The organism is Pseudoalteromonas sp. GABNS16E (assembly GCF_028598715.1).
In the GTDB taxonomy this organism is placed as follows: Bacteria; Pseudomonadota; Gammaproteobacteria; order Enterobacterales; family Alteromonadaceae; genus Pseudoalteromonas; species Pseudoalteromonas atlantica.
Genome location: NZ_JAQREZ010000030.1, coordinates 1 through 22,548 on the forward strand (window position 1 = coordinate 1; position 22,548 = coordinate 22,548).

At 40.7% G+C, this 22,548-nt stretch carries 17 protein-coding genes and 4 pseudogenes; 12 read left to right on the plus strand and 9 right to left on the minus strand.

Translation table 11 applies throughout. From position 1 onward, the window contains the following. Both PSI06_RS12745 and PSI06_RS21695 read right to left on the minus strand, forming a co-directional pair. Positions 1–154: pseudogene (locus PSI06_RS12745) on the minus strand (IS3 family transposase); the annotation flags it as partial. A 38-nt stretch (positions 155–192) separates the two neighbouring features. Then, positions 193–276 (minus strand): annotated as a pseudogene (locus PSI06_RS21695) (metal-dependent hydrolase); the annotation flags it as partial. A 431-nt stretch (positions 277–707) separates the two neighbouring features. Here PSI06_RS21695 and PSI06_RS12750 point away from each other — a divergent pair. The 4 genes from PSI06_RS12750 (at position 708) to PSI06_RS12765 (ending at position 6,312) form a co-directional block, all read left to right on the plus strand. After that, positions 708–1,406 carry an ABC transporter ATP-binding protein gene (locus tag PSI06_RS12750; RefSeq protein WP_273603924.1) on the plus strand — a complete coding sequence of 233 codons (699 nt, stop codon included), beginning with the start codon at positions 708–710 and terminating at the stop codon, positions 1,404–1,406. Further along, the gene (locus tag PSI06_RS12755; RefSeq protein ID WP_273603923.1) at positions 1,406–2,854 is read left to right on the plus strand and encodes an ABC transporter permease; all 1,449 of its coding nucleotides are present in this window, start codon (positions 1,406–1,408) and stop codon (positions 2,852–2,854) included. The genes PSI06_RS12750 and PSI06_RS12755 overlap by 1 nt, the downstream gene beginning before the upstream one ends. Further along, positions 2,851–4,113 (plus strand): DUF3526 domain-containing protein, encoded by a 1,263-nt coding sequence (locus PSI06_RS12760; protein ID WP_273603922.1) that lies wholly within the window; start codon positions 2,851–2,853, stop codon positions 4,111–4,113. Before PSI06_RS12755 ends, PSI06_RS12760 begins: the two co-directional genes overlap by 4 nt. Positions 4,114–4,203: 90 nt before the next feature. Then, on the plus strand, positions 4,204–6,312 hold the full coding sequence (locus PSI06_RS12765) for a TonB-dependent siderophore receptor (RefSeq protein ID WP_273603921.1): 2,109 nt from the start codon (positions 4,204–4,206) through the stop codon (positions 6,310–6,312). A gap of 54 nt (positions 6,313–6,366) precedes the next feature. On the opposite strand, the gene PSI06_RS12770 is transcribed toward PSI06_RS12765, so the two are convergent. From PSI06_RS12770 to msrA, 3 genes and pseudogenes are all read right to left on the minus strand, one after another. After that, positions 6,367–7,125 carry a substrate-binding periplasmic protein gene (locus tag PSI06_RS12770; protein WP_273603920.1) on the minus strand — a complete coding sequence of 253 codons (759 nt, stop codon included), beginning with the start codon at positions 7,123–7,125 and terminating at the stop codon, positions 6,367–6,369. A gap of 137 nt (positions 7,126–7,262) precedes the next feature. Continuing rightward, positions 7,263–8,176: pseudogene (locus PSI06_RS12775) on the minus strand (2OG-Fe(II) oxygenase family protein). Between the two features lie 208 nt (positions 8,177–8,384). Beyond that, complete coding sequence (msrA, locus tag PSI06_RS12780) at positions 8,385–8,984, minus strand: peptide-methionine (S)-S-oxide reductase MsrA (RefSeq protein WP_138576380.1); 600 nt, start codon at positions 8,982–8,984, stop codon at positions 8,385–8,387. Between the two features lie 236 nt (positions 8,985–9,220). On the opposite strand from msrA, the gene PSI06_RS12785 reads away from it, so the two are divergent. Further along, a complete protein-coding gene (locus tag PSI06_RS12785; protein WP_273603919.1) occupies positions 9,221–9,415 on the plus strand; it encodes a CPXCG motif-containing cysteine-rich protein in 195 nt (64 codons plus the stop codon). A 63-nt stretch (positions 9,416–9,478) separates the two neighbouring features. Here the strand turns inward: PSI06_RS12785 and PSI06_RS12790 are convergent, their stop codons facing one another. Beyond that, positions 9,479–9,682 (minus strand): hypothetical protein, encoded by a 204-nt coding sequence (locus PSI06_RS12790; protein ID WP_004586614.1) that lies wholly within the window; start codon positions 9,680–9,682, stop codon positions 9,479–9,481. A gap of 99 nt (positions 9,683–9,781) precedes the next feature. On the opposite strand from PSI06_RS12790, the gene PSI06_RS12795 reads away from it, so the two are divergent. Continuing rightward, on the plus strand, positions 9,782–10,264 hold the full coding sequence (locus PSI06_RS12795) for a GNAT family N-acetyltransferase (RefSeq protein ID WP_004586613.1): 483 nt from the start codon (positions 9,782–9,784) through the stop codon (positions 10,262–10,264). 172 nt (positions 10,265–10,436) lie between these two features. Next, positions 10,437–11,051: a MarC family protein gene (locus PSI06_RS12800; RefSeq protein ID WP_273603918.1), complete on the plus strand. Its 615-nt coding sequence runs from the start codon at positions 10,437–10,439 to the stop codon at positions 11,049–11,051. Between the two features lie 295 nt (positions 11,052–11,346). On the opposite strand, the gene PSI06_RS12805 is transcribed toward PSI06_RS12800, so the two are convergent. Continuing rightward, a complete protein-coding gene (locus tag PSI06_RS12805) occupies positions 11,347–12,483 on the minus strand; it encodes an MFS transporter (RefSeq protein WP_004586611.1) in 1,137 nt (378 codons plus the stop codon). A gap of 203 nt (positions 12,484–12,686) precedes the next feature. After that, positions 12,687–13,897 (minus strand): annotated as a pseudogene (locus tag PSI06_RS12810) (porin). Positions 13,898–14,538: 641 nt separating this feature from the next. Here PSI06_RS12810 and PSI06_RS12815 point away from each other — a divergent pair. The 5 genes from PSI06_RS12815 to PSI06_RS12835 all read left to right on the plus strand — a co-directional run bounded on the left by PSI06_RS12815 (position 14,539) and on the right by PSI06_RS12835 (position 21,830). Then, entirely contained in the window at positions 14,539–16,128 is a 1,590-nt protein-coding gene (locus tag PSI06_RS12815; protein WP_083901794.1) for an ABC-F family ATPase, read from the plus strand. Positions 16,129–16,278: 150 nt separating this feature from the next. After that, positions 16,279–16,761 (plus strand): 5-(carboxyamino)imidazole ribonucleotide mutase, encoded by a 483-nt coding sequence (gene purE / locus PSI06_RS12820; RefSeq protein WP_004586608.1) that lies wholly within the window; start codon positions 16,279–16,281, stop codon positions 16,759–16,761. Positions 16,762–16,763: 2 nt separating this feature from the next. Beyond that, on the plus strand, positions 16,764–17,915 hold the full coding sequence (locus PSI06_RS12825; RefSeq protein WP_273603916.1) for a 5-(carboxyamino)imidazole ribonucleotide synthase: 1,152 nt from the start codon (positions 16,764–16,766) through the stop codon (positions 17,913–17,915). Between the two features lie 115 nt (positions 17,916–18,030). Further along, positions 18,031–19,194, plus strand: coding sequence for an endonuclease/exonuclease/phosphatase family protein (locus PSI06_RS12830; RefSeq protein ID WP_273603915.1), 1,164 nt, complete (start codon positions 18,031–18,033; stop codon positions 19,192–19,194). 104 nt (positions 19,195–19,298) lie between these two features. Then, positions 19,299–21,830: a S9 family peptidase gene (locus tag PSI06_RS12835; RefSeq protein WP_273603914.1), complete on the plus strand. Its 2,532-nt coding sequence runs from the start codon at positions 19,299–19,301 to the stop codon at positions 21,828–21,830. Positions 21,831–21,915: 85 nt separating this feature from the next. On the opposite strand, the gene rrtA is transcribed toward PSI06_RS12835, so the two are convergent. Further along, positions 21,916–22,494, minus strand: a complete 579-nt coding sequence (rrtA, locus tag PSI06_RS12840) for a rhombosortase (RefSeq protein WP_004586604.1) — start codon at positions 22,492–22,494, stop codon at positions 21,916–21,918. Between the last annotated feature and the right edge of the window lie 54 nt (positions 22,495–22,548).

A 22,548-nucleotide genomic window follows, 5' to 3' on the forward strand; every position in this document is an offset into this window, starting at 1 on the left:
CCAGAACGGTACTGCGGCCTTGAATGCCGTAATGATTTTGCGCTTGTTTATAGGTGAAGTCGCCTTTTTCTACTTGCTCAACAATAGATAATTTAAAGCCTAATGTATAATCTCGCTGAGTACGCTTGACGTCTTTAGTTTTAGTGGTTTTCATAAAATAAGTCCTAAATGTGTAAACACATTTCAGGACAAGACATGGCCTGCAGTTAATAAAGTGGCCGAGCCTAAACCTGTGATGATGACTGCCGTATTAAGATGAGTATTGAAATTTGCCATTGTATCTCTTGATAGAAAAATAGGTGGGCATTTTAGCAATTGAAAAGTTCATTGTTCAATTTACTTTAAAGGTAAGACGTAAATAACTTAAGTACTTAATTTTAAACGCTGCCTTAGGAATGATTTTAGCCTAAATGGTTATGGGTTTTGTAATAGACAAAACCCGTTGAATAAATCAACGAGGGTAACACTATTAAAACCTCTGCATCATTTGTTAATTATTAATATGTTATAGTGTTGCAATATGTATTTGATATGGTATAACATTCACTGCATTCTAATTTCCCTTAATAGAGTTTGAATGTGAGTACACCTACAGCTGTTAATCAAACATCACCGAAAGAATCCTCACGTGCAGAACAAACACGGAATGAAGACCTAAATACAACTCAAGCCGCTACTCAAGCAGTTAAAAGCAAGCCATTATTGAAGTGGACTCGTTAAGTTTTAGCATTAAAAACAACGCCATTTTAAAAAACTTAAACTTTAGCGTAGGCTCGGGCGAAATTTACGCGTTACTTGGCGGTAACGGAGCGGGTAAATCAACCACGTTAAAAACTTTGCTTGGGTTTAATAAACCCACTCAAGGCTCTGTAAAAGTAGCGGGCAAAGAGGTAACACACGCACTTGATTTTGTACGCGGCAAAACAGCATATTTGCCAGAGTCAGCAACGTTATATCCGCATTTAACTGCCCGCGAAAACGTGGCGTATTTTTTATCGCTTGCTGATATTAAAAAAACCGATGAGCAAATTAATGCTGCGTTTAACCGTGTAGCGCTACAGCAAGCTGCATGGGAGCGTCCTATGCAAACGTATTCTAAAGGCATGAGGCAAAAAACTGCGATTGCACTGGCTATTTTACGCCAAGCCCCGATATTTTTACTCGATGAGCCTACATCGGGCCTTGACCCTGTTGCTATTGATGAGTTTAACCAGTTAGTGCGTGAGCTTGCATTAACCGGCGCTACTATTTTAATGGTAACGCACGATGTATACGGCGCATGCCAAGTTGCAAACCGAATTGGTTTATTAAGAGCGGGCGAGCTGGTGGGCGAATTTGACGCGCCAGAAAACGGCCGTATTGATACCGAGCAAGTTCATGCCGCGTTTGCACAAAGAGGCGCGTAATGAGCAAAAATAATTTTTCAAAGGTGGTGATAGTTGCCAAAGATGAGTGGCGCTATTGGCTTCGCTCAAAACTGGCGATGACCGTTTTAGCCATAGGTTTATTACTTACGCTTTCATCTGTGGTGGTTACTGCCATTACAATGCACGAACTTATCCACACTCGTAATGAATTACAAAGCAATGCAGAGCAAAGCTTTGCTGAGCAGCCCGATCGCCACCCACACAGAATGGTGCATTACGGGCATTACGCTTTTAGAACACCAACCCCTCTGAGCACCCTAGATCCGGGGATTGATGCCTACACAGGTAACTCAATATTTTTAGAAGGGCATAGGCAAAATAGTGCAATGTTTGCCGAGCAGCGCCAAGGCACAGCTTTAACAAAACTTGGCAGCTTAACGCCAGCTTTTATAGTGCAAACATTAGCGCCGTTACTGCTTATTTTAATTGGTTACAGCTCTATTAGCCGTGAGCGCGAATCTCAAACGTTGTCGTATTTATTGGCGCAAGGCACCAAGGGCAGCACGCTGATTGCGGGTAAAGGGCTGGCGCTTTTGTGTGTTGTTGGGTTAATTATTGCGCCATTAGCGGTGTCGGCGTTGTTTACGCTGGGCGCAGGTGAGAGCCTTTTAGCAGTTGTTAGTTTTATTGTGGGCTATGCATTGTATTTAAGCGTGTGGGTGTTAGTTGTTTTATTAGCATCGAGCGTGTTTAGTAAAAATAGTGGCAGCTTTACAGCGCTTGCGTTTGTGTGGATTTTACTGTGCATTGTTATGCCGCGCGTAGCAAGTACCAGTGCCTCTACGGCTGTGCCATCGGCCGGTAAAATAGAAACCGACTTTGCAGTAAAAGCTGAGCTTAGAAAACTAGGTGATGGCCATAACACCAACGACCCCGCCTTTAAGCAATTTAAACAATCTCTGCTTAAAAAATACAACGTAAACAGCATTGATGAACTGCCAGTAAACTTTAGAGGGTTAGTGGCCAGTGAATCAGAGGCCAAACAAACTAAGGTATTAAACCAGTTTGCCGAGCAGCGCATGCAAAGTGAGCTTAAACAAACGCAGGTATCTCGTTACTTTGGTTGGGTATCGCCAATGGTGGCTATTCGATCGCTGTCGATGATTGTAGTGGGTACCAGCATAGAAACCCATCATCGCTTTTTACGAGAAACCGAACAGCTGCGCTTTGATTTTGTGCAGGGGCTTAACAAAGTACACATTGAAAAGCTTGATTACCAAGTTGATATGAACCGCAACGCCAATACCGAGGCTACTAAAAAAGCGCGCGTAGGGTCAGAGAACTGGCAAATACTGCAAAACTTTACCTTTGATGTAGATAGCGCTGATGTTCGTGCGCAAAGAAGTGTACCTGCTTTTTTACAGTTAATACTGTGGATTGTAGTACTTGTAGGCGGTATTAAATTGGTAGGAAAACGTTTGATATGAGTTATTTAATTACACAACTTACACGAGAATGGGGCTTTTTACTGCGTCAAAAGTACCTTGTGGTATTGCTGTTATGTAGCTTTGTTTTATCGGGCTTTGCAATATATAGCGGGCTTAGCGAAGTGAGCGCGCAGCAGCAAACAATAGAGCGTTTAAAAGCTGCAGATCAAAGCGATCGCGCTAAAGTGCAGCAAAAGCAAGACGATCCGGGCATGTTGGCTTATTACAGTTTTCATTTAACGTATTCTCAGCCATCTAACCTTGCTTTTGCAGTATTAGGGGAACGCGATATATTCCCGTGGAAACACCGTATTAATTTATTGGCCATAGAGGGGCAAATTTACGAAAGCGATGCGCAAAATGCCGAGCTGGCACAGGCCGGTAAAATTGATTTTGTATTTGTAATTAGCGCCTTAGCACCACTGGTTATTATTTTGCTGTTTCATGACTTATTTGCAAATGAGCGCACTAGCGGCAGGCACGACTTACTGGTTACTACAGCTAAATCGTACTTTGCTTTGTGGGGCGCACGTATAACGGTAAGGTTTTTAGCAGTAATAGTGTGTTTAATGCTGCCATTTTTTATAGGTGCATTTATAGCTGGGGCAAGCGCGTTTGAAATTGCGTATGTATCGCTGCTTTGTATTGCTTACCTTGCATTTTGGACTGCGCTGAGTGTGTGGTGGGGCAAAAACGCGACTAGTGCGCCGCGCGTTGCCTCTGGCCTAATTGGTTTATGGGTATTATTTGCTTTTATTATTCCTATTTTAGGCGACCTTGCTATAAGCAAGTCGGTGCATTCGCCTAAGGGTGGCGACATTATGCTTACTCAGCGTGAAGCGGTAAATGATGCCTGGGATTTACCTAAATCTGCCACTATGCAGCCTTTTATTAAAGAGTACCCAGCACTTGCGCCATACATTGCTATGAGCAGTGAGTTTGAGTGGAAATGGTATTACGCATTTCAGCAAATGGGCGATTTAAAAGCAGCGCCGCTTTCAAAAGCATACCGAGACGCAGCCGCTAAAAAATATGACTTAGCAGGCGTTGTGTCGTGGTTTTCGCCACCGCTATTATTGCAGCGCAGCTTAACACGAGCCGCCCAAACCGACTCAGTAGCGGCGTATGCATACGAGCAGCAAATTCGTGATTATCATCAGCAATTACGTGAGTTTTACTACCCTTGGTTATTTTATAAGGGTAACCCGCCTAAATCAGTTCTCAATAACATGCCACGCTTTGAGGCTATAGCAAAGTAATCCTTATTAGGTGCGCTAAACGCCGTTGTTTAGCGCACCTAGTAACAACACCATAATTATAAAATACTTATATTACTAACAAGGTTCACAATGAAAACCAACACAACAGGGCTTAAGCTCACCTATTTAAGTGCGTGCCTAGTAAGCTTATTTAGCAGCCACGCTTTGGCTGCTGAGCAAAACCAGCAAACACACAGTGCTAACACAAACATTGAAAGGCTGGCTGTGGTTGCTACGCGCCAAGCTTACCAAGGTAACTTTAACCAACTAGAAACTCCACAATCAGAGCTTAAAATTGATTTAGAAGCCCTTGAAAATGCAGGTGCAGTAAGCCTAGACCAAGCGCTTGATTTATCGGCCTCTGTTGCACGGCAAAATAACTTTGGTGGGCTTTGGAATAGTTTTTCGTTACGTGGCTTTGTAGGCGATGAAAACCTACCGAGTAACTACTTAGTAAATGGTTTTAATGCTGGGCGCGGTTTTGGTGGCTCGCGTGATTTGTCGGGTATTGAGTCGGTTGAGGTTTTAAAAGGCCCGCGTGCGGCTTTATTTGGCCGTGGTGAGCCAGGTGGTACAGTAAACCTAGTTACTAAACGCCCAACGTTTGATACGCAAGGTGAAATTAAGCTCTCGATAGCAAGTTTTGATACTTACCGCGCCGATGTTGATTACACCACAGCGCTTAACGACGACGTTGCAATTAGACTGGTTGGTTTTTACGAAGACGCCGAGAGCTTTAGAGACACCATAGAAACCACTAAACACGGCTTTAGCCCGTCAATAGTGTGGAATATTAACGACAGCAGCCAACTAGTTTACGAGCTTGAATACAGCGACCAAGAAGTGCCGTTTGATAGAGGCGTACTAGCTATAGATGGCGAGCTTGGGCTTATACCACAAAGCCGTTTTTTAGGTGAGCCGGGCGATGGCCCAATTGAAGCCGATGTACTAGGGCATCAGTTAGAGTACATTCATGACTTTGATGATAACTGGAGCATTTTATTTGGTGCAAACTACCGTGATACCTCTATGGAAGGCTTTGCAACCGAAACCGGGTTTGGCGGCGTATTTAATGGCGAAGTAAACCGCTTTAGGCGCTACCGCGATTTTGATGCTCAATACCATGTATTGCGTGCAGAGCTAAGCGGCAGCCTTGAGCTTGGCGGCTTTGAGCACCGTTTAATTATGGGAGTAGATGCTGATAAATTTGAAAACGATCAATTTATTTTACGTGTGCGGGGCGAGCAATATATTAATGTATTTAACCCTGTTTACGGCGCGTATGAATTACCAACGCCTACATCTAATACCGACCGCGTAGAGATTCAAGAGTCACTAGGGGGATTTATTCAAGACCAAATAAGCGTAACCGATAATTTAGATATTCGTATTGGTGCCCGTTTTGATGATTACGAGCAGCGCTTAAATAACCGTTTAGCAGGTACTAATACTAAACAAATGCAGTCGCGCGTCAGCCCGCAGTTTGGTGTGGTGTATGAAGCCAGTGATTATGTATCTGTTTATGCAGCCTACGGCGAAAACTTTCGTCCGCTGTCGGGCACAGATACCAATGGCGATGGTTTTGAGCCAAACCAATCTACCTCTGCTGAGCTAGGTGTAAAATTTACCCTTAACGATGGCGCGTTATTTGGCACCGTTGCCGTATTTAAAGTAGATCAAGACAACATGCTAGTAGTAGACGACCCAACAGCGTTTACCTACGCAGCCATTGGCGAAGCGCAAAGTAAGGGAATAGAAATAGACCTAACGGGTGAGCTTAGCGATAGTTTAGAAATTTGGGCGTCGTATGCGTATGTAGATGCCCAAATAGAAAACTCATTTTTTGATGCTAACTTTGGCTACACAGTAGAGGCCGGCGAGTCACTTTTAAATGTACCAGAGCATCAACTTAGCTTGCAGCTTGTTAAATCGGGCGAGTTATATGGCAATGCAATTAAATTTGGTGGCGGGCTATTATTTGTAGACGAACACAATGGCTATTTTGGTACCGACTTTAAACTACCCAGTTATACAACCGCGCGTGTATTTGTAAATTACGATGTAACAGACGCTATTGGTGTTACGGCAGAGGTAAATAACCTGTTTGATGAAACGTATTACACAAACTCGTTTGCCGATGCATGGGTACAACCTGGTACACCGCGTAACGTTAAATTTTCTGCCTCTTATAAGTTTTAATTGGTTTTTTTGCACTGTAAACGTAAAAAGGTCGCTTAGCTAAAGCGACCTTTTTTATTTGGCGTGTTTGTATTTTTTTAATATTTTAGAGTACTCGCCTGAATTTTTTAACTTTTGCAGCTGAATATTAAAGTCATCACGTAATTTTTTTGATTTAAATAAATAGCCACTAGGGCTTTTACCAAACAGCGCAAAGTGATCTACAGGTTGTGTGCTATCAATACCTTTAAGGGTTGAGCGATAGTAATCAAAACTTTGTTTATCCATTTGAATCACATTAGCCTTATTTGAAAAAAGCATTTTAACTTGAAGAGATTGGTCGTGCACTTCGTAATATTGTGTATTGGCTTTTGCCATTTTTGCATATTCTTCACCTAAATGTATGCCGGCGCTGGGCCACGAGATTAAGCTGTAATGTGTTAAATCTGAAATTTTAGTAAAGTTAAAATGCTTGCTCCTTAGGGCTATCGCAACGTTTTCGTATTCATAGGCTTCATTTGAAATATAACCGCTTAGGAGATTGCCGTTTTCTGTGCTTAAGTTTATGTCGGCTAGTATGTCGAGCTTTCCATCTATATACCCTTTCGCGCGGCGAGTATAAGGATAATAGCGTGGCTCTATTTGATAACCTAAAGGCGTTAATGCGGCTTTAATAATATCGAGGGTTAGTCCACTGTTGGTATGTGACATTACAAAAGGTGGTAGGGTTTCGCCAAAACCTACAACTAATTTTTGTTTAGTAGGCGATGCACAGGCAAAAGATGATACAAGCAGTGTAGTTATTGTAGTTATTATAAAAAGGTTTAACTTCATTAGGCTGTTTAAATTAACTTGGCATACTAAAAAGATAGTAACTAAGTGGTTATGCAACAAGTAAATAGCCCATTAAAGTATTATTAAATGTCTTTAATGGGCAAGTTCTAGGCACAAAAGGTTAAACTAGGCACCGTTTAAAAAGGTGCGTAGCCGTCTGGCGTTGTTTTTGGCGTAGTCCAACGCTCTTTTGCGTCAATATCTGTACGTTTTGAACCCGGCGCTGGTATACGGCCATTATCGCCAAAAAGCCATAACACTAGGTTTGTTCTGTCGCCACTGGTTACAGGTTTTGCCGCGTGTGGTACATTGCCTTTGTGGATCATAGCGCTGCCTGGTTTAAAGCTAAGTTGTACAACTTTTGCGTTTACTTGGTCGTAAAAATCAAGTTCTGATCCGCTAAATTCTTCCCCAGGTAAGTTTAAATTAATATTTAATGTTACTGATGATGCATCGGTATGCGGACGAATAGACGCATCCGTACTTGGGTCGTAATAAATAGAAAACCCAAATGTTTGGGTATCGTAACCTATGATCTCAGGAAACAATAAACGTGAAATAGGGCGCATGTATGTATTTAATACTTGGTTATAAAATGCCTGAAAACTAGGAGCAGCTAAATAGCCCTCTGAGCGTTTGTCGAGCATGGCGCCGCGGCGGTTTAATACAATACCGTATGGTGGACGCATAGGAATGTTAGCATTCCATACTTTTTCTAGGTAACCACGTAAAGCTGCTAGGCGCTCAGGATCAAAAAGTTGAAACTGATACACATCAGTCGCTACTTCTTCTAGTAGTGATTTTACTAAATACTCTTTAGATGGATCTTCCCATGCAGCATTAACGGCTTCACGTAAGTTTTTATCTAATAATGAATCGTCCAAGGTAAAGGTGGTTGTATCTACTTCGGTTGCTTCCCACTCTTTCCAGGCTTGTGTAAGTAGTTGGTCGTTGTTGTACCAAAATGCTGTACAGAGTGCTCACGATTTAATATGGCTTCTCTTGAAGATAACGCTAGAGCACGAGCAAGTTGTAATTGGGTGGCAGACATAATGTGTAACTCCAGTTGTTGAATTAGGTTTTATCAATTTAGGAGTGCAATTTATTATATTTATAAAGTTAGATAAATAAGCTGTTTTAGGAAACAGTATCAAAATAATGTTTATAATTAGGGGCGGAATGAATAGAATTAGCAGATAGCTGTTAGCTGTAATTGGGATGGGTTTGTGTATACCCATCAATTGTTCTAACAATAGTTTTTAATGTGTGACTCTATCGCCCCAAATTTCTTCTAGGCGGTTATCGCGTCCGCAGCGCCAGCGGTAGGTATTGTAGCGTATAGGGTTATTTTTATAATAATCCTGATGGTAGCTTTCTTTACCTTTAATTGGGTAAAAAGTGCTGGCATTAAGTATTGGCGTGACCACTGTTTGATTTGGGAACTCTGCTATTACGGCTTGTTTGGTTTGCTCTGCTATTTTGCGCTCTTGCTCGTTAGCTACAAATATGGCGCTTAAATAACTTGGGCCTTTATCGCAAAATTGGCCTTTGGCATCAAAGGGATCAATATTTACCCAAAAATGATCAAGTATACCTTTGTAGCTTACTACATCAGGGTCGTAAGTAATTTGTACTGCTTCATAATGGCCTTGATGGTTACCATTGTAGGTCGGGTTTTTAATTTTACCGCCTGTAAAACCCGATATAACATCTTTTACGCCTTTGAGCTTTTCAAAGTCGCTTTCCATACACCAAAAACATCCACCGGCTAAAACTGCTTTTTCGGTTTTGGCTGCATGTGAAAAGGTGCTAAACAACATTGCGGCAGATGTTAATGCAAGCGTAAGTGATTTTTTCATATGATAATCTACCTCTAGTATGAGTTTAAATACATATTCTTAATAGTTAGACCCTTTAACTGTAAAACCTATTTCATTGTTTTTAGTAGGCTAACGTGAATAGCGGAAAAAGTAATATACGTAATGGTTTTTAATTAAGACCATACGTACATTGGGAAACCTCTGTAGCACAATGTAGTATTATCAGAGTGTGTTTATTAAAGTGAAAGCATTGAGATAAAAGTAGCAGGTGTTAAATGAACCAGTTAACCGAAAAATCGATAGGTTGCCCGTATTGCGGCGAAAGCATAGAAGTATTATTAGACGCTGCAGATACTGGTGAGCAATACATAGAAGACTGCCAAGTATGTTGTAAGCCTATTTCGTTTGTTGTTTTTGAAGATGAAGACGAGTTAAAAGTAAATGTATACAGTGAAGACGATACATTTTAATCCTTCGTTACTCTATATATAGTTGGCTGCACAGTGGCAGCCACTACGGTTTATACACGGGCGCTAGCTATTATTTTGCTCTCGGGCTAGTTGGTTTGGTAACAGCTCTTCTACTATTTCGCGTGCGGGGAGTGTATAACGTGTGCCGTCAAACATTACCGAGGTAAACTCGTTTATATTAGTAATGCCTGTTAGGGTCCAGCCCTCACCACGTTTAGGGCAGTATACGGTTGTGGTAGGTTGAATTACTTTAAAATCGTCGCTCATTATTGCTCTCAATATTGGCTATAAAGATAATGCTTGTGAATACGCTATGGTAAGTTAATAATGCTTAACCATAAAGCGCTATTTTAACTCCTGTATAAAATGTTTAAAACAACTCAGCTTGAACGCGTTACATTGCGTTTAATTACCCATAAGCATGCCCCGCAGTTATTTTCTATTTTGAATCACCCGCAAGTGAGCGAATTTAACGACTATAAAACCCCATTAAGTAAATGCCAAATTAAGCAATTAATACAAGACGATATTACCGCCTATTACGAAGGCGAAGTGATAAGAGTGGCTATTGAACATAATATAAATGGCAAACTTATGGGCACCTGCGGGCTTTATAATTTATCGCCTTGTAAAAGTAGGGCGTTTATTGGATTTGAGCTTGATCCTATGTATTGGGATAAGGGCATTATGTTTGAGGTAATTACCGGCTTTGTTAAAACACTTAAAGAGGCTATACCGCTAAACTACTTAGCGGCGCAGGTAAGTGCACATAATGCGCGTTCGCATAACTTATTAGTTAAATTAGGCTTTAGCTTGGGTGAGCATTCTATTTGGTATAAACATGTTTAGTACTGCATTAGTCATGTATTAGTGCTGCATTTGCATTATCCACGTTAGTAAATTTCATCATAAGAGGAACAAATGCAATATAAAAAATAGCCAATTTGGCTTATAGTTAAGCGTAAGCAAATGAATTTGTTACCCGAGTTTTTAAAACGTGTTCGCTTAACAAGGATTTTATATGCTAGAAAAGCTATCTCAAGATGCCCTCGTTATTTGGGCCACTATTGACCCAATAGGGACTATGGCGCTTTTTGCTGCGCTGACTTCTCATTTAACTGATCAACAACGTCGTAAAACTGCGTTTAAATCTGTGCTATATGCAGGCGCTGTATTACTTGGCTCTATTTTAATAGGGCAGCTTATTTTAAATGCGATGGGTATACGGCTGGTATCGTTTCAGTTAGGGGGCGGGATAATTTTATTTTTGTTTGGCCTACAAATGATATTTGGCAATGATTCAAATAAAGCTAAACAAGACCCAGGGCACGATATTGCAGTGTTTCCGCTTGCTATACCGGCTACCGCCACACCAGGGGCTATTTTAGCCGTTATATTACTTACCGATAATCACATTCACCCAATTACAACCCAAATAGGCACAGCGTTAATTACACTGGCTGTGTTGGGTGTAACCCTAATTTTGTTGTTGCTGTCGGGCAAAATTATAAAGCTAATTGGTATTGGCGGTGCGTCTATTTTAACCCGCGTGATGGGGATGATACTGGCCGCTTTTTCTGTAGAGCTGATAATGACTGCACTTGAAGTTAAGCAGTGGGTAACGCTAGGGCCCTGATGAATCTTAAGGTTTGTTATAAAAAAGGCATGCACTGTATTTATATACAGCGCATGCCTTTTTGCTTATAATCGCTTTAATTAATACTTGTTTGCTAAGGCTAAAAAACTGACTTTACAACGCAATTAACTAAAGCAACAACCATTGCTGGTGGGTTTATAGTAAAAGAACACATCATACTAAGTTGTTATTAAATGCCTAACTTAGCCAAAGAGTGAAGGAGAATAAAAGTAGCCAATAAATAGGGGATAATTGGCTACTTAATTTAATAATTTTACCGGTTATTGATTGCTACTTAGTGCGCTTTAGGTTTAACAAGAAGGGCGATAGCTACAACGGCGCTTAAAATACTGCATATTATAAATACGTTATGTTCACCCCCAGGTATGTACTCCATAAACGAGGTAAAAAACTGACCGGAGAACACAGCCATTGTAAAATACGATAAGTTACGTCCGCGAACATTTTCTGGGCTTAGCTCTACGGTCATGTGGTTTAAAAGAGGAATGCTAAAACCAAAGCCAATACCAATTAATAGCGCGCCTAATACTAATATCAATGTACTTGATTGCATAAAGCAAAGGTATGATAAACCAAAGGCAAAAAATGCGATTGCTAATACACTTTTTTCACTAAGGCGTTTAGTTGCTTTAGGCATAAATCCCGCTGTAAATACCGCAATTAACGATATAAAAGCCAATAGTTGGCCTATTTCTGATTCATTAAAATTTAGTGCGTGCAAGGTAATAGGTAAAAGCACGGTTGAGGTAAAAAATATGGTCATAGCTAGGGTTGATACTATATACACCCCTTTAAGCGTTAATGCGTTTGAATTGCTCTTTTTTATTTGTTGAGTTTGCTCTGTGTTTTGGGCGTTCAATTGCTGCTTCCGGGGTACAAACATGAGCAACATAGCTAAAAATACCCAAGCAATTAAATACAAAGCAAGGGGTAATCCCCAATACATTGACGCTAAAACACCGCCTAAAAATAAAAATATAACGCCACCTAGCTCTATCGCCATGCCTTGTTTGGCAATCATATTCAGTCGGGCTTCGCCGCTGTACCACGTTGAAATTAATACGGTGCAACTTGCCATCACTATTGCTGTAATACCACCTAATGCAAAACGATTAATAAATACTAAGGTTGGGCCATGTAAAACGTAAGCACATGCACCCACTAATCCGTATAAAAATAAACCTATTATAAGTAAAGGGTATGCGCCGTACTTGTCTATTAACCTTCCGGCTAGGGGGGCAAATACCACCGCACCTAAAGAAGGTAAAGTAATTAATAATACGCTGTTGCTTTGTATGCCTAGGCCATCAGCAATGGTAACTAAACCCGGCGCTAATAGGGTGCCAACCATTATGGTTAAGCTGGCAATACATAGTAGAGTAAAATTACCGGCGGTTTTGAGTGAACTCATTTTCTCTCCATTAATTTTCGGGTGAATTTGTAAGCATGTTTACAGGCATTATTAATACGCAGCGCACACAGCTTTTATAAAGTGTTATAACAAATAATAGCGATTGTTAACGCATTCAAACATTTAATTTTTTTCATCATTTAACGTTTAAAATAAAAAAGCCCAGCATATAGCTGGGCTTTGTGTGTTGTTATGGTGGGAAATTAAAACTTGTATCTAAAACCAAATGCAATCCCGTCGTCTTCTGAGGCTTCCATTTGCGATTGCTGGTCTTTGTCTTCACTTTCAAAGTCGCTAAAATCTTTACGGGCTTCAACGTAGGCAATGGTGTTTTCGTCAATTAAGTAATGAACACCAATCACAGCAAATTGACGTTTGAATACATCATTAGGAACGGTATTAAAGTTAGGTTGAATAACGTAATCGTCACCGGCATCTAAAATGTTATAAGCCACAAAAGGGCGCACATCGTTATCAAAACGGTACGACATAAATGTTTCTACACCAATAGAGTCTTTAATTAAGCGCCCTAGGTTATCGGTATCGTGGTTTTCACTTTTATTTATGTTAGCGGCAACGTATAAACCTGGTTTTTCAATGCTGCCCCACATTACACCCGCACCAAAAATTAAGTCTTCAACGGTTTGTGTTGTGCCATCGCCATACGTTACATCAAATTCACCACGGTTTACGCCTGCTGTTAACGTTAGCATGTCGGTTGCGTTATAAGTTACAGAACCACCAAAGGTGTAGTTAAACTCTACTTCTTGAGCTGCGCTGTCGCCATCATTCCACAAGGCTTCACACGCTTCTTCAGAAATATCATCAACATCACAGGTATAAAATTCGCTGTTTTTAAGTTGCGCTTGAACTGCAAAGCTAAAGTCGTTGTAGCTATTACGGTATTGAATTAATTTATCACCACGGCCAGTACCATTTACAGCACCGTCGTCTTTGTTGTATGTGTAAACACCCGCAGCATTACCATCCCATACAAAGCTGTTATTGGTGCCATAAACTACGTCGTACCACGCACCCCATTGTTTACCAATGGTAATTTGCCCGTACTTTTCGTGCGAAAGGCCAGCATAACCTAAACGGTTATATAAAAACTCATCTTGAATAGATTCAAAGCGGTTGTTGTAAATAATATCGCTACTACCAACAGAGTTTACACCCCATTCAACAAGCGCAGTGCCGACCAGTCTTTTTTAAGTTGGCGAGTAAAGCCAAAGTTTATACGCGATGTACCATTTACCACTTCGGTTTGGTTTTGCGTATTAATAACGCGCACATCAAGGTAACCACCTACTTTAATAGTGTTCTTTTCATCCTTATAGAGCTCTACTGCTGAAGCAGCTGGCGCGACTACTATGCTTGTTCCTAATAGTAGGGTTACAAAGTTTTTAATCATTTGTGATGCCTTGTGTGTATTAACTTTAAAAAGTGACATTAAATTTAGAAGGCATGAAGACTAGCAAAGCCCTAATGGGCCCAAAAAGTGAAAAATAATCAATGAAATTAACACCAAAAATGAATAAATATTCACTGGAGGTTAATGGTGTTTTTTATCTGTTAAGGGATATGTTTTTTTTGATTAAAAACTACGTAAATAGTGCTGAAAATAGCGCTAGTAAGTGGGTTTTAAATTGAGTTTTTTTCATGTTGGATAAAAATAAAACGCTAGTGCAAAAACTCTAAAAAGCATTTTATATCATAAATATATACCCAGTTATCTGTTTTTTAAAATGCTTTGCGATAAACAATCGACTTATTAAGTTAAACGGGTTTTTTTTTAATTAAAATTTAAACCCTGATATGGCACACAAATCGCGCTATTATTTTTAGCTAAGCACATTTTTTTAGTTGAATAAGCATTCACTGGCTTAATCACGTTTTTAGGCACTATTTGTTAGGCATTAATTTACGCCTTTAATGAGTGGAATAGGGCATAGTTCATACGCTTTCAACCTTAAACTTTCATAGAAAAAAAGCAGTATTTAGTTTAAACTGCGCGCAATTTAAATACATCATGTCCCCTTGGAGGGTAGCGCTATTATTAGTACAGCTAACATCACCATGCAATTTGGTGCTAAACCGTTATTTGAAAACATATCTGCAAAGTTTGGCGAAGGAAACCGTTACGGTTTAATTGGTGCAAATGGATGTGGTAAATCTACATTTATGAAAATCCTAAGTGGCGAACTAGAGCCCTCTGCAGGTAACGTAAGTACAGATCCAAATGAACGTGTGGCTAAACTAAACCAAGACCAGTTTGCTTACGAAGAATACTCTGTAATTGATACTGTAATCATGGGCCATAAAGAATTATGGGATATTAAACAAGAGCGCGATCGCATTTACTCATTACCAGAGATGAGTGAAGAAGACGGCATGAAAGTAGCCGATTTAGAAACTGAGTTTGCCGAAATGGACGGCTATTCAGCTGAGTCTAAAGCGGGTGAGCTTTTATTAGGGGTAGGTATTTCGACAGAGCAGCATTACGGCCCTATGTCTGAAATAGCACCCGGTTTTAAACTACGAGTGTTACTTGCGCAAGTACTGTTTTCTGACCCTGATATTATGCTACTAGATGAGCCAACCAATAACTTGGACATTTACACCATTAAATGGTTAGAAGATGTGCTTAATCAACGCGACTGCACCATGATCATCATCTCGCATGACCGTCACTTTTTAAACTCAGTATGTACACACATGGCTGATATTGATTACGGCGAACTTCGTATTTACCCAGGTAACTACGATGAGTACATGTTTGCAGCAACACAAGCACGTGAGCGCCTATTAAGTGAAAACGCGAAAAAGAAAAGCCAAATTGCCGAACTACAACAGTTTGTATCGCGCTTTTCTGCAAACGCGTCAAAGGCAAAACAAGCAACGTCGCGTGCAAAACGTATTGATAAAATTCAGCTAGAAGAAGTAAAAGCCTCTTCTCGCCAATCTCCGTTTATTCGCTTTGAGCAAGAAAAACAGCTATTCCGTAATGCATTAGAAATGACTAACCTAAGCCAAGGTTTTGAAGACAATACGCTATTTTCAAATTTAGAAGGCTTAGTAGAAGTAGGCGAGCGCATTGCTATTATCGGTGAAAACGGTGTAGGTAAAACAACCTTACTTAATACTCTTGCTGGGCGTTTAGCACCTAAGTCGGGCGAGTTTAAGTGGTCTGAAAATGCCAATATTGGTTACTACGCGCAAGATCATGCTGACGAGTTTGAAAAAGACATGAACTTGTTTGAGTGGATGGAGCAATGGCAACAAGAAGGCGACGACGAGCAAGTGGTTCGTGGCTTTTTAGGACGCATGTTGTTTTCGCAAAACGATATTAAAAAGTCTGTAAAGGTTATTTCAGGTGGTGAACAAGGCCGTATGTTATTTGGTAAAATTATGATGCATAAACCAAACATACTGTTAATGGATGAGCCAACAAACCACATGGATATGGAGTCTATCGAGGCGTTAAACCTTGCATTAGAAGCGTACGAAGGCACATTATTGTTTGTATCGCACGATCGCCAGTTTGTATCATCGGTTGCCACCCGCATTTGGGAGATAAAAGACGGCCAGGTGATTGACTTTAGAGGCAACTACAGCGAATACCTAGCAAGCAAAGAAGTATAAGCACTTTGTAACTGCAACCCTTTAAAAGCCATGTTTAAACGTGGCTTTTTTTGTTTTTGTGAGTCGCAATTAAACTTGGTTTGGGTATAATACCCGCCTAAAACCGGACATAAGTCCGCTATTTTTAAAATACATTACTGAGGAGTATTTATGACTGTTGGCATTATTATGGGTTCTAAATCAGATTGGCCAACCATGGAACACGCAGCGCTCATGCTCGAAAAATTTGGTATTGAGTACGAAACAAAAGTGGTCTCTGCGCACCGCACTCCTCAACTCCTTGCAGATTATGCAAATTCAGCCGCAGATCGTGGCATAAAAGTGATTATTGCTGGCGCCGGTGGTGCTGCGCATTTACCGGGTATGGCAGCGGCATTTACATCGCTTCCTGTGCTTGGTGTACCGGTTAAATCTAAAGCCTTAAACGGTGTAGATTCATTGTTATCTATTTGCCAAATGCCAAAAGGCGTAGCCGTGGGTACACTAGCAATTGGTGAGCCAGGCGCTGCTAACGCAGGTTTACTTGCTGCACAAATTTTAGGGTGCCAAAACCCAGAAATTTTTGCAAAAATTGAAGCATTTCGTAAAGAGCAAACCGAGACTATTTTAGCTAACCCTAGTCCTGCAGAGTAAAAATGAAAATTTTAATTTTAGGTGCCGGCCAACTTGCGCGAATGATGAGCCTAGCAGGCGCCCCCCTTAATTTAAATGTGGTTGCGTACGATGTAGGCAGCCAAAAAATTATGCATCCGCTAACCGGTGAAATTTACACAACCACACTTGAGCAGGCAATTAGTGACGCTGATGCGATTACCGCAGAGTTTGAGCATATCCCCGATGATGTACTTACACTGTGCTGCAACAGTAATAAATTTTACCCAGGAAAAGCTGCCATTAAAACCGGTGGCGACCGCGGATTAGAAAAAGCGCTACTAGATAAAACAAACGTAGCGTGTGCACCGTATCAACTGATCACAGAAAAAGCGCATTTAGAATTAGCGGTTAAAACCCTAGGTAAACCGCTGGTTATTAAAACGTGCCAAGCAGGGTACGATGGTAAAGGGCAGTGGCGTTTAAAATCAGATGACCAAATAGAGCAAATTTGGTCAGAAATGGCTGATTTTATTGCCTCTGGCACACAGGATGCGCCCCACAGCATTATTGCTGAAAAAATGATCCCGTTTGACCGTGAAGTCTCTATTATTGGTGCACGCGATAAGCAAGGTAATGTGGCTATTTACCCAATTACTGAAAACGAGCACACCAACGGCGTGCTTACTTTGTCGATTGCGGGTAAAAATAACACGCTGGTTGAGCAGCAGGCCCATAGTGCATTTACAAAAATTGCCAACGAGCTTAATTATGTTGGCGTACTTGCCATTGAGTTTTTTGATGTAAACGGTACTTTACTGGTTAACGAAATTGCGCCGCGAGTTCATAACTCAGGGCACTGGACACAGCAAGGCTGCCATTGTTCGCAGTTCGAAAACCACATGCGAGCTGTAGCGGGTTTACCGCTAGGTAATACAGAGCTTAAGCATATTACCGCCATGATTAATGTGCTGGGCCAAGGATGTATTCCTACCGAGGTTTTAACAGTCAGTGATGTAACCAGCCACTGGTACGGAAAAACGGCAAAACCTGGACGTAAAATGGGGCATATTAATGTATCTGCAGATAACATTAATAACCTTGCCGATAAGCTTGGGCAACTTACCGATTACCTACCTGAGCAAGCGTACCCCGGCATTTTAAAAGCTGCTACTGCACTTATGCTAAGTGAGTAAAGGCTGCAATTAACTAATTAAATACCGGCTTAAGCCGGTATTTTTTTGTCATAAAAATAGGTATTAATTGTGTAATACTGGTAAAGTCTATTTTTTAATTTTTTGAAGTAAAAAAATGAAACTAAACATACTTTATGGCGCATTAGCCATTGCCGCTTCATTTAGTTTAAATGCTACAGCCAGCCAAAGCCTTCGTATTGCCACTTTTAATGTGAGTATGGATGCAACTAATCACACGCCAAAAGGCGAGCAAGTAAACCCCGATGCGCTAGTTAAGGCACTAAAATCAAACCACCAGCAAATAAAAAATATAGCCGAAATAATTCAGCGTGTTCGCCCTGACATTATTTTATTAAACGAGTTTGACTACGTACCAAAAGCGCAAGGTATAGATTTTTTTAAACGTCAGTTTTTAAATGTAAGCCAAAATAAACAAGCCCCCATTGATTACCCATACAGCTTTATTGCCCCTGTAAATACAGGCCTTGCTACTGATTTTGACCTTGATAACAACGGTAAAAAAACCGCTGTAATGGGCGATGCGCAAGGTTTTGGTTTTTTTGAAGGGCATTACGCAATGGCTATTTTATCTAAATACCCCATTAACCTTGAGAAACTGCGCACGCTTCAAACGTTTAAATATAAAGATATGCCTAATGCGCAAATGCCAGTAGACCCTAAAACAAAAGAGAATTGGTATAACACGCAAGAATGGCAAGCGCTTAGGCTTAGCTCTAAATCGTTTTGGGATGTACCTGTTGTAGTAAATAATAAAACAGTGCATGTACTTGCCTCGCACCCAACACCGCCGGTGTTTGATGGCGACGAAGACAGAAACGGCAAACGTAATCATGACGAAGTTAGGTTAATTGCCGATTATGTTGCTAATAAAGCCTATATTTACGACGATAACGGCCAAAAAGGCGGATTAAAAGCAAACTCACGGTTTGTTATTTTAGGTGACTTAAACGCCACGCCTGAAGGGGATAAAGCTCGGGTTGAAACCACCAATCAAATTTTAAATAATCCACTTATAAATTCGCAATTTATACCGCAAAGCGCCGGTGCTAAAGAGCAGTACCCGCAGTCATACGCAAAGCACTTTACCGCTAACTGGCAAGCGCGTGTAGATTATGTTTTACCGTCTACCTATGGGTTCAAAATACAAGATGGCGGGGTGTTTTGGCCCACTAAAAACAGCGAGCAATATAGATTAATAAAAGATAGAAACGCATCGAGCGATCACCGATTGGTGTGGCTCGATTTGCTAATAGAGTAAACTCAGCTTTACCGTGAAAATGCGTTATTTATCTTAAAAAATTGCAATAACTCAAGTGCTTCTGCTTAAATACGGCTCAATTATAATAACCGTATAGAAGCACTATGATTTTTAACCTATCGTCATCAAAAACATTAGTAGCGCTTGCTGTAACCTCTAGCATTATGCTTGCAGGTTGTAGTGCTACCGCTAATACCTCTTCATCACAGCAAAGCGCTTTACCAGCAACTCCTGTTGCTGCGGTTGTAAACACACCTGCTGATGCTGCGGTTGTAAACACACCTGCTGATGCTGGCTCGCAAAATATTACGCTAGAACAAGCCATGGCAAATCCTGATTGGATAGGCAACCAGCCTAAAAATGCGTACTGGGCAAGTGATTCAGCCACCATTATTTATGCTCAAAAGCAGCATGGCAGTAACCTAAACGATATTTATAGCCAGCCAATTAACAGCAAAAAAGCGATGCAAGTTTCACTTGATAAACTGCATACTGTAGGTGCTTCTAAAGCGGTTTATTCATCAGATAGAACACTTCAAGCTTATACCTTTAAAGGCAATGTATTTGTTAAAAACCTTACAACGGGTGAACTTAAACAAATAACAGCCACCTCAGCTAATGAGTCTAAACCACAGTTTTTAAACAATGGCGATTTAGTTTACCGCCAAGGTAATGTGTTTTTTAAAGTTGATTTAAAAACAGGGCTAAGTACAGAGCTTGCTAACTTAAAATTGGCCGATGAGCCAAAAGGCTTACAAGAGCCAACTAGTTACATAGCAAAAGAGCAGCATAAACTGATTGAGTTTGTGGCGCTGCAACATAAAAACAAACAGGATACACAAACACGCAATGAGCAAATAAACGCGCAAAATAGCTCCATTGCTAACACCGCTTTTTATTTAGGTGATGGCAATGTAATTAAAGAGGCGCAACTATCGCCAAACGGTGATGCTTTAATTGTTGTGCTGCAAAAGCAGCAATCGTGGCGTGATAAAGGCGATATTATGCCTAACTACATCACCGATGATGCCACTATTGAGCCTAAAAAAGTGCGCCGTCGTGTGGCTGATGCAAAAGAGCAAACATCATCGGTGATACACATTAACCTTGTAGATAAAACACAAACGCCACTGAGCTTTGATACGCTACCGGGCTTTGATGAAGATGTTTTAGCCGAGGTTAAAAAAGAAAACTTCGCGCGTGATGGTAAAACGTATAAATCTAAAAAAGCGCCACGCGGTATTAACTTAATTACTAATTGGGGTTTAAACCAAGCCCCCATAGTGTGGAACGATGACGGCACGCAAGTTGCCATTATGCTAGAGGCGTGGGATAACAAAGACCGCTGGATAGCCACAATCGACTTTGATAAAAACGAGCTTGTGTCGCAGCACCGCCTACATGATGATGCTTGGATAGCTTACGCGTTTAACAATTTTGGCTGGTTACATAATTCAAACACCCTGTATTACTTATCAGAAGAGTCGGGCTATAGTCAGCTTTACAAAAAACCGCTTAACGGCAAAGCAACCGCTTTAACTAGTGGCCAGTTTGAAGTATCGGACATTACGTTAACTCATGATAATAGCGCTATTTATTACAAGGCAAACGTAGAGCACCCAGGTCTTTACGAAATTTACCGTGTTAATCCACAAACAGGTAAAAATGAGCAAGTTACAGACCTTAACGGTATGACCGACTACACGTTAAGCCCAGACGAAAGTAAATTACTGCTTAAGCACTCTAAAATAACAATGCCAACAGAGCTTTTTGTTGCCGATGCTAAAGCAAACACCACTGCTACACAGCTCACCCATACGGTGTCGGATGAATTTTTAGCTAAAAAGCTCACCGCACCTAAAATTGTTGCCGTGCCATCTAGCCACACAGAGCAACCTATTTATGCCAAGGTGTATTACCCAAGTGACTATGTAGAAGGTGAAACAGGCAAAACCCGTAAAGCGGTTATTTTTAACCACGGAGCAGGGTATTTACAAAACTCACACATGGGGTGGTCTGTGTATTTTCGTGAGTTTATGTTTCATTCATTACTTGCCGATGAAGGTTACATAGTGATGGATATGGATTACCGCGCTTCTAAAGGTTATGGCCGCGATTGGCGTACTGCGATTTATCGTCAAATGGGTACACCTGAAACGCAAGATTTAGCAGATGGCGTTAAATGGATGGCGCAAAACGCAAATGTTGATACCAACGCAGTAGGCACATACGGTGGCTCATACGGCGGGTTTATGACCTTTATGGCGCTATTTACTGCCCCTGAGCTATTTCAATCTGGGGCAGCACTTCGTCCAGTAACCGATTGGGCGCATTACAACACCGCTTACACGGCTAATATTTTAAATCACCCAGATGTAGATCCCATAGCGTATGAGCGCAGCTCGCCAATTTATTACGCTGAGGGCTTAAACAAGCGCTTATTAATTAACGCACCTATGGTTGACGATAACGTGTTTTTTCAAGACTCAGTACGTTTAGTACAGCGATTAATTGAACTTGAAAAACAAAACTTTGAAACAGCTATCTTCCCGGTAGAGCCGCATGGCTTTGTACAGCCGTCAAGCTGGTTAGATGAATACCGCCGTATTCATAAATTATTTAAAGAAACACTTTAATCTTAAATTTTTAAATTAAAGTATAAAAACAAAAACGCCGCGTTAACTAACGCGGCGTTTTTATTAATATTGAAAAGCCTAATCGCTATTTTTTTAAGTATTTAATTGCTAAAGGTATGCCAAGCAATGTGCCGCCCACCGCGCCAATTAAGTGCGCATCAATGGCAACGGTTGAATCAATTAATTGGCCAATACTGGCATCGGGGCCGTTTACTTGCTCCATTATTATTTTTATCCACACACCTATAAATAATAAATAACCCGATTTAAGTGACAGGGTAATGTCTTTCACCGCTCCCCAAATAATGACACCATGCAATAGGGCGCTTAACCCCGTGTATATAGATATAGCAGGGCAAAACCATAATACGCCGAGCCCACACCACAGTGCTAAAAAACACACATTAAAGGCATAACGCGCAGGTGATGTGTATTCGCCATGCAGTAACCAAATTAAAAATATGCCTAATGCGTTTAACCCTAAATGCGCCCAGTTAGCATGTACAAATTGACTGGTAAACACTCGCCAAACTTCGCCGTTTTCAATGAGCGCTCGGTTAAATTCAAGTAAATTATTTAAATCAAATGCAGCAAAAACAATACTAAAAAGCATCAAAAATAATGGCGGAAGTAAATAACGAGGTTGTAGCGGTAAATTAAGCATTTTATTATGTTTTTTTAGTCAAAATTTTTGCATATTGTGCCCGTTTAACTTTAA